This window comes from Methylobacterium sp. WL116 (assembly GCF_008039455.1).
Classification (GTDB): domain Bacteria; phylum Pseudomonadota; class Alphaproteobacteria; order Rhizobiales; family Beijerinckiaceae; genus Methylobacterium.
Genome location: NZ_VRUV01000096.1, coordinates 1 through 11,872, shown reverse-complemented (window position 1 = coordinate 11,872; position 11,872 = coordinate 1). Strand labels below are relative to the sequence as shown.

Sequence of the window (11,872 nt, the reverse complement as noted above, 5' to 3'; positions counted from 1 at the left end):
GCCACGCAGGCCGCACGGGCCGGATCGGGCGCCGCCATCGACGCTGCCCCGAGGATCAGCGGCAGCACCGCCGTCGTGGCGAGGAGGCGACGGCGCGGCGGGCAGGATACGAGGTGCGGCATGCGGCCCATCCGAAGGCGCGAAGAGACGATCCGGCGATCGCGCGATTGCGCGGTCGTCGGTCCGGTGCCGGGAACGACGGCACGGGGCGGCGGTGAAGACAGGGGCCAGGAGGCCGGGAAACGATTAACGCGACCTCAACCATGCCGAAGAAAAAACAATCGAGGGTTGTTTTTCGGGCTTGGCCGGACGATCCGACGGCGGCGAGGCGCGCTTAGACATCGCCGCGGGCGCGGGTTAGGAGGATCGCATCCCCAGCCGAGGCTCCATGAGCAAACCGAAACCCCTGACCAGCGCGATCCTCGACCCGGAGAAGCGGGCCGACGACGTCGATCAGACCATCCGTCCGCTGAGCCTGTCCGAGTTCATCGGGCAGCGGGCGGCGCGCGCCAACATGGAGATCTTCATCCAGGCGGCGAAGATGACCGGCCAGGCGCTCGACCACGTCCTTTTCGTCGGGCCGCCTGGCCTCGGCAAGACCACCCTGGCGCAGATCGTGGCGCGCGAGCTCGGCGTGAACTTCCGCTCGACCTCCGGGCCGGTGATCGCCAAGGCCGGGGATCTGGCGGCCCAGCTCACCAACCTCGAAGAGCGCGACGTGCTCTTCATCGACGAGATCCACCGCCTCAACCCGGCGGTGGAGGAGATCCTCTATCCGGCGATGGAGGATTACCAGCTCGACCTGATCATCGGCGAGGGGCCGGCGGCGCGCTCGGTCAAGATCGAGCTGCCGAAGTTCACGCTCGTCGGCGCCACCACCCGCGCGGGCCTGCTGACGACGCCGCTGCGCGATCGCTTCGGCATCCCGATCCGGCTCGAATTCTACGACATCGACGAGCTGCAGCTCATCGTCAGCCGCGGCGCGCGGGTGCTCGGGCTCGGCATGTCCGACGACGGCGCCAACGAGATCGCCCGGCGGGCCCGCGGGACCCCGCGCATCGCCGGCCGCCTGCTGCGGCGGGTGCGCGACTTCGCCGTTGTCGCCGAGGCGCCGACCGTGACGCGGGCGATCGCCGACCGGGCGCTGAAGCTGCTCGACGTCGATCCCGTCGGCCTCGACGTGATGGACCGAAAGTACCTGACGATGATCGCGAAATCCTTCGGCTGCGGCCCCGTCGGGATCGAGACCATCGCGGCCGCGCTGTCGGAGCCCCGCGACGCGATCGAGGACATCATCGAGCCCTACCTGATCCAGCAGGGTTTCGTGATGCGCACGCCGCGCGGGCGGGTGCTGACGCAGCACGCCTTCAAGCACATGGGTTTCGCGATGCCCAAGCGCGACCCGATCACGCAGATCGGCCTCTTCGTCGAGGATGAACCCGAAACCTAGCCCGTGTCGTCGCGATGCTGAAGCGACCGTTCGAGGACGGGACACGAAATCGCGTTTCATCGAGTTCCGCTGCGGCGCAACGCCGTCGACGCATGCCGTTCCACCGCTTCAGCTATGCTGTGGCGGCATAGGATAAGGTTCGGAAACTTGTCACATACCACCGCTATAAACTGAGCAAAGCATTGCATAACATCAGCAAATCGATGTTCCGCATACCGCTTCACAACGCCGCGATGTCTCGGTTCGTCGGCTCAGCATGTGCCGGAAGCGTGGCTACGTAGTTCGCACGTGCGGAACGAGCGGCGATCCGACCCGTTGTGCCCGCAATCGCCTGGGGCCTCGACGCACCGGCTAACCACAAAGGATCGTTATCCTATGAAGCGTACCGCCACCCTCGCCGTTCTCGGCCTCTCGCTCGCCTCGCTGACCGCCCCCGCCTTCGCCCAGGACGCCCTTCCCATCCGCGTCTCGCCGTTCGAGCGCGGCGTCGGCGCCGCCGGCACCGACACTCCCGAGTTCCGCGCCGAGGCCCTTCGCTCGGATGCCGTGAGCATCGAGTCGAGCCGCATCGCCCTGGAGCGTTCGCGCAACCCGCAGGTCCGGAACTACGCCAATCGCGTGATCACCGAGCGTGAGGCCACCACCAAGGCGCTTCTGCCCGAGGGCACGTCGCTGTCCTCCGGCGGCACCGTCGTCTCGGATCGCCAGGGCTTCGACACCCGCATCGACAACCCGGTGGGCCTCGTGCTCGCCCCGGTGACCATCGCCGCCAACCTCGGCACCAGCATCGTCGGCGGCGTCCTCGGCGGCGTCGGCATCATCGACAACAGCCCGACCGAGCCCGGCCGCCGCGTCGCGATCGGCCCGAACGGCCAGAACCGGATCGAGCGCCTGAAGTCGGCCCGCAACGGCCGTGACTTCGACCGCACCTATATCGATCAGCAGGCCCGCTCGGACGCCCGCACCCTCGAGCTCTACGAGACCTACTCGCGCAACGGCGACAACGCCGCCGGTCGCCAGTTCGCCAACGAGGCGCTGCCCTACATCGCCAACGAGCACGGCCACTCGGCCTCGCTCGCCAACCGCATCGGCGGCTGATCCCGCTTCGGCATCGTCGAAACGGATTCACTGACGGAAGGGCCGCCCTGCGAGGGGCGGCCCTTTCGCGTTCGCGAGGGCCTCGTCCTCTCCCTCCGCCCGCCATGCCGTCGCCATGTCTGCCCGTCATCCCGGAGCCGCGCGGCCCCGCGATGACGGGAGGGTGGGGACGGACCCTCGTCCGATCCGTGCCCGACGGGACGTCGGCCCTTGCCACCGTCCCGGACCGCCCTGCGGCAGCAGAAGGACCATCGAACCCGTGACGTCATCGATCGATGCCCACGCGCTGCCGGTGCGCGTCTACTACGAGGACACCGACTTCTCGGGCTTCGTCTACCACGCGAGCTACCTGCGCTTCATGGAGCGCGGTCGCACCGAGCTGCTGCGCGGGCTCGCGGGCGACCAGTCCGAGCTGCACCGGGAGGCGGACGGCCTCGTCTTCGTCGTGCGCCGCATGGAGATTGATTACCTGAAGCCGGCGCGGATGGACGACGTGCTCTCCATCATCACCAGCACGCGCGAATTGCGTGGCGCCTCGATGCACCTGCACCAGGAGGTCTGCCGGGACGGTGTGGTCCTCGTCCGCGCCGAGGTGGTGGTCGCCTGCGTCCGCGCGGGCCGGGCGATCCGGCTGCCCGACGCCCTGCGTCGCGCCCTTGCTCCGGCAACCCTTCCTTAACCAACCCGCCCGCTTATGCGGTGGGAAAGCGACGCCCCGCGTGCACCGCACCCGGCCCTTACTTTCGACAGATTCGAACGCGATTCCCTTTGAATTCGCTCGATGATTTCGGATGGAGCGCGCTGGCCCGCCGGGTCGTCGCGCCGCCGCCGTCGAGACGTCCGAGGACCAAAGCCCATGAACCCCGCAGATGCGATGCAGGCCGCGCCCGTCGCCGACATGACGCTGCTCGGGCTGTTCCTCCAGGCCCACATCGTCGTCAAGTTCGTGATGATCGGGCTGCTCGGCTCCTCGATCTGGTGCTGGGCGATCATCGTCGACAAGACGCTGCTGTTCCGGCGCACCAAGGACGAGATGGATGCGTTCGAGGACGCGTTCTGGTCCGGCCGGTCCCTCGAGGAGCTGTATCGCTCGTTCAACGACCGCCCGGCCACCGGCCTCGCCGCGCTGTTCGTCGCCGCCATGCGCGAGTGGAAGCGCTCGTTCGAGGGCACCGGCCGGCAGATCCAGTCGCTGTCGCAGCGCATCGACAAGGTGCTGGACGTGACCATCCAGCGCGAGGTCGAGCGCCTCGAGGGCCGCCTGCTGTTCCTCGCCTCGATCGGCTCGGCTGGCCCCTATATCGGCCTGTTCGGCACGGTCTGGGGCATCATGACCGCCTTCACCTCGATCGCGGCCTCGAAGAACACCTCGCTCGCCGTCGTGGCGCCGGGCATCGCCGAGGCGCTGTTCGCCACCGCCATCGGCCTGTTCGCGGCGATCCCCGCCGTGCTCGCCTACAACAAGCTCCAGGCTACGGTCGCCAAGCAGCAGTCGCGCCTGGAAGGCTTCGCCGACGAGTTCTCCGCCATCCTGTCGCGCCAGATCGACGAGCGCCTGTCGCTCGCCGCCTGACCGAAATCCGCGAAGGGATCGACACATGAGCATGGCGGCGGGCGCGCAGGGCGGCGGCAAGCGGCGGCGGCGGGGACGCCGCGGCGGCGGCCCGATCAACGAGATCAACATGACGCCGTTCATCGACGTCGTGCTGGTGCTGCTGATCATCTTCATGGTGGCGGCCCCCATGATGACGGTGGGCGTGCCCCTCGACCTGCCGCAATCCAAGGCCTCGCCGCTGAACTCGGACACCAAGCCGGTGACGCTATCGATCCGCCAGTCGGGACAGGTCTTCCTCGGCGAGGACGAGCTGACCGACGACACCATCATCCCGAAGCTGACCCAGGAGGCCAAGTCCGGCTTCGAGGAGCGCGTCTTCGTGCGCGGCGACAAGCGGGTCGATTACGGCCGCGTCGCCCAGGTGATGGCGATCGTCACCGGCGGCGGCTTCAAGAAGGTGGCGCTCGTCACCGAGCCCGAACAGCGGTAGCAGACCTGTGAGGCTTCCCTCCTTCCGCAGCGAACCGGGCTTCTGGGTCTCGGCCGGCACCCATGTCGGGCTGCTGGTCTTCGCCCTGTTCAGCGTCGCTGCGCCCGCGCTTCCCGAGGCGCAGGAGGGCGTGCCCGTCGAGGTGATCACCGAGAACCAGTTCTCGGAGCTGACCAAGGGCGAGCGCAACGCCGAGAAGCCGCTGTCGGACGCCAAGCCGCGGGCCGACAAGAAGGCCGAGAAGTTCGAGGAGAAGGAGCCGGAGAACGCCAAGGTCGATTCTCCGACCGCGCCGACGCGCACCAGCGACATGAAGCTCGCCAACGCCGACGAGATGCCGCTGCGCGTCAACGAGCCCGATCCCGCCGCCGAGACGGCGAAGGCCGCCAAGATGGCCAAGGAAAAGGCGGACGCCGAGAAGGCCGAAGCCGCCAAGGCCGAGGCCAAGGCGGAAGCGGCCAAGGCCGCGGCCGCGGAGAAGGCCGCCGCCGCGAAGGCCGAAGCGAAGGCCGCCGCCGAGGCCGCCAAGGCCGAAGCCGTGAAGCGCGAGCAGCTCGCCAAGTTGGTCGAGCGCGAGGAGGCCGAGGCGGCGGCCGCGGAAGCCAAGGCGAAGGCCGAAGCGAAGGCCAAGGCGGACGCGGCCAAGGAAGCCGCGAAGGCCGCCGAGAAGGCGGCGGCCGCCAAGGCCGAAGCCAAGGCGAAGGCGGAAGCCGAGGCCGAGCGCCAGAAGGAGATCGCCGAGGCCAAGGCCGAAGAGGCCAAGGAGAAGGCGGAGGCCGCCGCCGCGGCGAAGGCCGAGGCCGCCGCCAAGGCGAAAGCGAAGGCGGTCGCCGACGCGAAGGCCAAGGCCGACGCCGAAGCGAAGGCGCGCAAGCAGGCCGAGCTGGCCGCTAAGTTCAATGCCGGCGACATCAAGTCGATCCTGGCCTCGAAGGCGCCGTCGCAATCGACCGGCGCCACCGGCCACGAGGTCCAGCGCACGGCCTCGCTCGGCGCCGCCACCGGCACCGCCCAGCGCCTGTCGCCGTCGCTGCGCGACGCGCTCGTCGGCATGCTGCAGCAGCAGATCGAGCGCTGCTACTCGGCGCCTCCGGGCGCCGCCCAGGGGGTGGTGCTGCCGGTGCTCGACATCCGCCTGAACGCCGACGGCTCGCTCTCGACCGAGCCGCGGATCATGCGCGGCGGATCGAGCTCGGTCGACCAGTCGATCGCGCAGGCGGCGTTGCGTGCGGTGCGCCGCTGCGCGCCCTACAAGATCCCGGCGCAGTACCAGCCCTATTACAACGACTGGAAGGCGATCAACGCGGAGTTCGAGTTCACCGCGACCTGACCGCCGACGCCGCCTTGACGACCTGACGCCAGGACCTCGCCGGCACCCGTTCCAACGCTCCCGGACCAGACCCATGCTGCATCGATCGCTCACCCGGGCCCGGCACGTGCCCGCCGCCCTCTATGGCCTCGCGCTGCTGCTGCTGGCGACGCTCGGCCTCGCCGCGCCGGCGCAGGCCCAGCTTCAGCTCCGCATCGGCGGCGGCGCGTTCCAGCCGATGCCGATCGCGGTGACCGACTTCTCGGGCGACCCGAACCTCGGCGGCCTCGTCTCGAGCGTGGTGACGAACGATCTGCGCCGCTCGGGCTATTTCCTGCCGCTGGAGAAGGGCCGCTTCCCGGAATCGCCGAACTTCGATGCCGCCCCCGGCTTCGAGAAGTGGCGCGCCGCGGGCGTGCAGGGCCTCGTTACCGGCCGCGTCTCGCGCGACGGCTCCGGCCGGCTGAAGGTCGAGTTCCGCCTGTGGGACGTCACCTCGGGCCAGCAGATCACCGGCCAGCAATACGGCACCGACGCCGCCAACGCGCGCCGCGCCGGCCACCTGATCTCGGACAGCGTCTACACCAAGATCACCGGTCTCGGTCCGTGGTTCGACAGCCGCATCGCCTTCGTCGACGAGTCCGGCCCGAAGGAGAACCGCCGCAAGCGCCTGATGGTGATGGACCAAGACGGCGCCAACGTCCGCGCGCTCACCACCGGCGAGAACGCCATCGTCGCGCCGCGCTACTCGCCCGCGACGCAGGACATCGCCTTCATGGCCCAGGCCACCGGCCACCAGCCGCGGGTGCAGGTGATCAACCTCGAGACCGGCAGCCGGACGGCGATGGGCAACTTCGACTCGATGAGCGCGAGCCCGCGCTTCTCGCCCGACGGCCGCCGCCTCGTGATGAGCGTGCAGCAGGGCGGCAACGCCGACATCGTCACCATGGACATCGCCTCGAAGGCGCAGCATTCGATCACCAACGGCAACGCCATCGACACCTCGCCGACCTACTCGCCGGACGGCGGCCAGATCGTGTTCGAATCCGACCGCGGCGGCTCGCAGCAGGTCTACGTGATGGGCGCCGACGGCTCGAACCCGCACCGGATCTCGTTCGGCGAAGGCTCGGCCTCGCAGCCGGCCTGGTCGCCGCGCGGGGACCTGATCGCCTTCACCCGCCAGCGCAAGGGCGGCTTCGCGATCTGCGTGATGAAGCCCGACGGCTCGGGTGAGCGCGTGCTCACCGAGGGCTTTCACAACGAGGGCCCGACCTTCGCGCCTAACGGGCAGTACGTGCTGTTCTTCCGCGACCCCGGCGGCCAGGGCGGCGGCAAGCTCTACATGGTCGACATCACCGGCAAGGTGGAGGCGCCGGTCCCGACGCCGTCCTACGCCTCGGACCCGACCTGGTCGCCGCTGCTCTCGGGGAAGTAGGCCTCGGCCCCGGGGCCACCTACCGGACGGGCTCGACCGCATCGCCCCGACCCTCCGTCGCGAGGGCGTCCCGGGCAAGCGCGGCTGCGCGATCGCGCAGCGCGGCGCGTTCGGCCTGGCCGGCATCCCGCCGCGACGGGACCGGATCGGAAGTCAGCGGCGTCGCTCGCTAGGCGAGGCCGATCGGTTCGCAGCTGACCGTCCGACGGGCTCGATCGACGGCCGAATGCCTGATCAACCTGCCATCATCCCTTCGCGGCGCCTGAACGCATGCAGAAGGGATAATCGGTCGCGCGGCAGCGTTGAGGACGCCACGTGACGGGCGTCGTCCGTTCCAGGCCCCCGATCCGTCGACGGCCGCACGACGGGTCCGCCTCAGCCCCGCTTCTGCGCCTTCGTGTAGCTGCCGATCGCGGCCTGGCAGTTCGGCGACAGGCTGGCGCGGTTCTGCTTGAAGCAGGCATGCACCTCGGGGCTGTCCGGGGCGAACTCGCTGCACAGGGCGAGGTAGTCGCCGGTGCAGTTCTGCTTCAGCGCGGCGCGGTCGGGCACGGCCGACGCGTTCGGCGCGGCGAGCGCGGCGGTGGTGGTGAGGGCGAACGCAACGACGGTACGGACGAGCAAAATCTTCTTCCTCCACGAACCCGGACCAGCCGGGCGGCCGTCCGTAGAGCAGCGCATCCTGGCCGGAATGGGTTAGCTTGGCCGTTTGCCGTCGGTCGCCGGCCTCACCCCTCGCGCAGCAGGCGGTCGCGGGCCCGCAGGGCCGGGAAGATCCGGCCCCACAGCACCGCGACGAGCACCGTCGCGGCGCCGCCGACGACCACCGCCGGCACCGCGCCGATGAGCGCCGCGACCGAGCCGGACTCGAACTCGCCGAGCTCGTTCGAGGCGCCGATGAAGACGGTGTTCACGGCCGAGACCCGGCCGCGCATCGCGTCCGGCGTCTCGCCCTGCACGAAGGTCTGGCGGACGTAGACGCTGATCATGTCGGCCGCGCCCGTGACGAACAGGCAGGCCATCGACAGCGGCAGCGAGGTCGAGAGCCCGAACACGATGATGGCGAGGCCGAACACCGCCACGGCGCGCAGCATCCGCACGCCCGCATGGCGCCGCAGCGGCCGGTAGGCGAGCACGATCGCCATCAGCACGGCGCCGGCGGCCGGCATGCTGCGCAGCGCGCCGAGGCCGAGCGGGCCGACATGCAACACTTCGGCGGCGAAGATCGGCAGCAGGGCGGTGGCGCCGCCGAGCAGCACCGCGAACAGGTCGAGGCTGATCGCGCCGAGCACCACCGGGTGCGCGCGGATGTAGCCGATCCCGGCCGACAGCGTCGCCCAGGTCACCGGCGGCCGCTCCGTGACCGCCGCCGGCCGATAGCGGATCGCCGTGGTCGCGAGCGCCGCCAGCGCGAAGCTGGCCAACGCCGATCCGAACACGACCATCGGCCCGAGCGCGTAGAGGAAGCCCCCGAAAGCCGGCCCGAGCACCGACGCGCTCTGCCAGAGCGAGGCGTTCCAGGCGATCGCGGCGCCGAAGAGGTCGCGCGGCACCAGCGTCGGCAGCAGCGCCTGCAGGGCGGGGTTGGCGAAGGCGCGCGCCGTCCCGATCAGCACGACGAGCCCGTAGACCGGCCACACCGCGCTCGCGCCGCTCCAGGCATAGGCGAGAAGCGCCGCGCTCGTCGCCGCCTGCACCGCGAAGGCCGCCGCCGCCACGAGGCGGCGGTCGTAGGTGTCGGCGACGTGCCCGGTGATCAGCGCGGCGAGCATCGCCGGCAGGAAGCCCGCCAGGCCGACGAGCCCGAGCGCCCAGGCCGAGCGGGTCAGGTCGTAGACGAACCAGCCGACGGCCACGGCCTGCATCTGGTAGGCGAGACCGGTCAGGAAACGGGAGATCCCGAACAGGCGGAAATCGCCGTTGCGGAAGACGGTCCAGCCGGATTGCGCGTGCTCGGGCATCGCCAGCGTCGTGGCGGCCGAACGAGGCCCGGTCAAGCTGCGGCCGGACCGAGCGCAGGGCGTTCGCCGGCGCCGCGCGATCGGTCGGATGCGTCCGGAACGCCCGATCCCGATATTCCGGCTGAGCTTGCAGCCTGAAACAACCGGAAGGTGTTTCGGACAAAAAAGACCGCAGCGTGCTCGACGACCTCGATGCGTCCCGAAGTTCGTCAATGGGCGGCGCGAGCACGTAGTCGTGTCCTGCTAAAAGTCCCGGTGGATCAAATTTTAAGCCTCGCCTGCCAAGCTAAAAGTCATGTCGCGCGCCGCGGGGTACTGACGATGACGATATTCAACCAGAAGATGAGCGCCCTGATCGATGCGATCGATCGGTCTCAGGCGCGGATCGTTTTCGGCCTCGACGGGTGGATCATCGATGCGAACGCGAACTTCCTGACCCTGTTCGGGTATACGCTTTCCGAGATCCGAGGCGCGCATCACGGGATCTTGATGGAGCGCAGCGAGCGCGAGAGCGCGGCCTACCGCGCCTTCTGGGAAGCCTTGGCCCGCGGCGAGACCCAGGCCCGCTCGTTCAAGCGCGTGGCGAAGGACGGTCGCGAGATTTGGCTGCAGGCATCCTACAATCCCGTGCTCGATCGGCGGGGCCAGCCGGTGCAGATCGTGAAGCTCGCCACCGACATCACCGCCGAGACCATGGCCGCCGCGACCAGCCAGGGCCAGATCGACGCGATCAACCGCTCCCAGGCCGTGATCCACTTCACCCTCGACGGGACCGTCACCGACGCGAACGCGAACTTCCTCACGACGATGGGCTACCGGCTCGACGAGATCAAAGGCCGCCACCATCGGATCTTCGTCGACGCGGCCGAGGCCGATTCCCCAGCCTACGCCGCGTTCTGGAAGGCGCTGGCCGGAGGCGCCTTCCAGGCGGGCGAGTTCCGTCGGATGGGCAAGGGCGGCAACGAGGTCTGGATCCACGGCGCCTACAACCCGATCCTCGATCGCGACGGCCGCCCCTTCGCGGTCGTGAAGTTCGCCACCGACGTGACCGCCCAGGTGCACGAGCGCCGCCGCCGCGCCGAAGGCCAGCGCCTGATCGAGGTCGACCTCGGCCACATCATGCAGGAGATGTCGGGGGTGAGCCGGCAGTCGACGGAGACCGCGCGCGCGGCCGCCGAGACCTCCGGCAACGTCCAGGCGGTCGCCGCCGGCGCCGAGGAGTTCTTGACCTCGATCGAGGAGCTGACGCGGCACGCGATCGACGCCAAGACGGCCTCCGACGAGGCGGTCGGCCGCTCCGACGAGGCGCGCACCATCATCTCCGGGCTCACCGCCTCGGCCGAGCGGATCGGCAGCGTGATCACCACGATCCGCACCATCGCCGACCAGACCAACCTGCTGGCGCTCAACGCGACGATCGAGGCCGCGCGCGCCGGGCAGGCCGGCCGCGGGTTCGCCGTCGCCGCCGAGGTCAAGGCGCTGGCGACGCAATCCTCGCGCGCGACCGAGGAGATCGGCAAGCAGGTCACGGCCGTCCAGGAGGCGACCGCGGAGGCGGTGCGGGCGATCGAGCTGGTTGGGCAGACGATCGGGCAGGTCAGCCACATCTCGCTCAGCGTCTCCTCCGCGGTGACGCAGCAGGCGGCGGTGACGCGCGACATGTCGGTCAACATGCAGAACGCGGCCGAGAGCGTCCAGCGCGTCCGGCTGAACATGGACGGGATCGCGGAAGCCTCGCGGACGGTGGACGGCCGCGTCCAGGCGGTGGCCGAGGCGGCGCGGGCGCTCGGCTGACGGAAAGCGGCCTACTCGGCCGCCTCGGAGTCGCGCGCCGACGGCATCGTCGGCGCGACGATCGGGAAGCTGCAGCTGACGCAGGTGCCGGCCCCGGGCCGCGAATCGAGCGACACCCGACCGCCGTGCAGCTCGACGAAGGAGCGAACGATCGACAGGCCGAGGCCGACGCCGCGGTGGCGGGTGCCCAGCGTGTGGCTCTCGAAGCGGTCGAACACATGGGCGGCGATCTCCGGCGGCATGCCGCGGCCCTGGTCGCGCACGCTGAGCACGAGGTCGCCCGCATTCCGCCGCGCCCGAACGGTGATGCTCTGGCCGGCGCTGGAGAAGCCGACCGCGTTCGACATCAGGTTGAACAGGATCTGGCGCACGCGCTTGCCGTCGACGAACACGCTGCCGATGTCGTCGGGCACGTCGAGGACGAGGTTCAGGTCGGATTCCGCGAGGCGGTCCTCGATGCCGAGCAGGGCCGCCTCGACGGTCGCCTGGACGTCGACGGTCTCGCGCTGGAGCTCGAGCGAGCCGGCATCGATCGAGGCGAGGTCGAGGATGTCGTTGATGATCACCAGCAGCGCCCCCGACGAGCGCATGATGTGTTCGGAATACTCGCGCTGGCGCGCGTTGAGGGCGCCGACCGTCTCGTCGCCGAGCAGCTGGGTGAAGCCGATGATGTTGGTCAGCGGCGAGCGCAGCTCGTAGGAGACGTGGTGGACGAAGGTGTCGCGCAGCTGCGCCGCCTTCTCCAGCGCGTCGTTTTTCTCGGTCAGCGCCCGCTCGACG

11 protein-coding genes are annotated in these 11,872 nt (G+C 69.9%); 8 read left to right on the top strand and 3 right to left on the bottom strand.

Annotated elements, in window-relative coordinates:
• Positions 1–388 precede the first annotated feature (388 nt).
• The 7 genes from ruvB (at position 389) to tolB (ending at position 7,337) form a co-directional block, all read left to right on the top strand.
• Positions 389–1,450: a Holliday junction branch migration DNA helicase RuvB gene (gene ruvB / locus FV223_RS10045; protein ID WP_147726888.1), complete on the top strand. Its 1,062-nt coding sequence runs from the start codon at positions 389–391 to the stop codon at positions 1,448–1,450.
• Between the two features lie 375 nt (positions 1,451–1,825).
• Positions 1,826–2,548 (top strand): DUF4142 domain-containing protein, encoded by a 723-nt coding sequence (locus tag FV223_RS10040; RefSeq protein WP_147726886.1) that lies wholly within the window; start codon positions 1,826–1,828, stop codon positions 2,546–2,548.
• Between the two features lie 250 nt (positions 2,549–2,798).
• On the top strand, positions 2,799–3,227 hold the full coding sequence (gene ybgC, locus FV223_RS10035) for a tol-pal system-associated acyl-CoA thioesterase (RefSeq protein WP_147726892.1): 429 nt from the start codon (positions 2,799–2,801) through the stop codon (positions 3,225–3,227).
• A gap of 177 nt (positions 3,228–3,404) precedes the next feature.
• Positions 3,405–4,121, top strand: a complete 717-nt coding sequence (gene tolQ, locus FV223_RS10030) for a protein TolQ (RefSeq protein ID WP_147726885.1) — start codon at positions 3,405–3,407, stop codon at positions 4,119–4,121.
• A 25-nt stretch (positions 4,122–4,146) separates the two neighbouring features.
• A complete protein-coding gene (locus FV223_RS10025) occupies positions 4,147–4,593 on the top strand; it encodes a biopolymer transporter ExbD (protein WP_187274707.1) in 447 nt (148 codons plus the stop codon).
• A 7-nt stretch (positions 4,594–4,600) separates the two neighbouring features.
• Positions 4,601–5,923, top strand: a complete 1,323-nt coding sequence (gene tolA / locus FV223_RS10020) for a cell envelope integrity protein TolA (RefSeq protein WP_147726883.1) — start codon at positions 4,601–4,603, stop codon at positions 5,921–5,923.
• A gap of 73 nt (positions 5,924–5,996) precedes the next feature.
• Positions 5,997–7,337: a Tol-Pal system beta propeller repeat protein TolB gene (tolB, locus tag FV223_RS10015; RefSeq protein ID WP_147726881.1), complete on the top strand. Its 1,341-nt coding sequence runs from the start codon at positions 5,997–5,999 to the stop codon at positions 7,335–7,337.
• Between the two features lie 375 nt (positions 7,338–7,712).
• Here tolB and FV223_RS10010 read toward each other — a convergent pair whose 3' ends face one another.
• Positions 7,713–7,961 carry a hypothetical protein gene (locus FV223_RS10010; RefSeq protein ID WP_147726879.1) on the bottom strand — a complete coding sequence of 83 codons (249 nt, stop codon included), beginning with the start codon at positions 7,959–7,961 and terminating at the stop codon, positions 7,713–7,715.
• A 104-nt stretch (positions 7,962–8,065) separates the two neighbouring features.
• On the bottom strand, positions 8,066–9,298 hold the full coding sequence (locus tag FV223_RS10005; RefSeq protein ID WP_147726876.1) for an MFS transporter: 1,233 nt from the start codon (positions 9,296–9,298) through the stop codon (positions 8,066–8,068).
• Positions 9,299–9,619: 321 nt separating this feature from the next.
• Here FV223_RS10005 and FV223_RS10000 point away from each other — a divergent pair, with 321 nt between their 5' ends.
• Positions 9,620–11,092 (top strand): PAS domain-containing methyl-accepting chemotaxis protein, encoded by a 1,473-nt coding sequence (locus FV223_RS10000; protein ID WP_147726874.1) that lies wholly within the window; start codon positions 9,620–9,622, stop codon positions 11,090–11,092.
• 11 nt (positions 11,093–11,103) lie between these two features.
• Here the strand turns inward: FV223_RS10000 and FV223_RS09995 are convergent.
• On the bottom strand, positions 11,104–11,872 hold a 769-nt coding region (locus tag FV223_RS09995; RefSeq protein ID WP_147726872.1), incomplete at its 5' end, for a HAMP domain-containing sensor histidine kinase.

Excerpts from the sequence above, each read along its gene's own strand:
- ruvB (WP_147726888.1), top strand. The coding sequence starts at position 389 with ATGAGCAAACCGAAACCCCTGACCAGCGCGATCCTCGACCCGGAGAAG.
- FV223_RS10040 (WP_147726886.1), top strand. The coding sequence starts at position 1,826 with ATGAAGCGTACCGCCACCCTCGCCGTTCTCGGCCTCTCGCTCGCCTCG.
- tolQ (WP_147726885.1), top strand. The coding sequence starts at position 3,405 with ATGAACCCCGCAGATGCGATGCAGGCCGCGCCCGTCGCCGACATGACG.
- FV223_RS10025 (WP_187274707.1), top strand. The coding sequence starts at position 4,147 with ATGAGCATGGCGGCGGGCGCGCAGGGCGGCGGCAAGCGGCGGCGGCGG.
- tolB (WP_147726881.1), top strand. The coding sequence starts at position 5,997 with ATGCTGCATCGATCGCTCACCCGGGCCCGGCACGTGCCCGCCGCCCTC.
- FV223_RS10005 (WP_147726876.1), bottom strand. The coding sequence starts at position 9,298 with ATGCCCGAGCACGCGCAATCCGGCTGGACCGTCTTCCGCAACGGCGAT.
- FV223_RS10000 (WP_147726874.1), top strand. The coding sequence starts at position 9,620 with ATGACGATATTCAACCAGAAGATGAGCGCCCTGATCGATGCGATCGAT.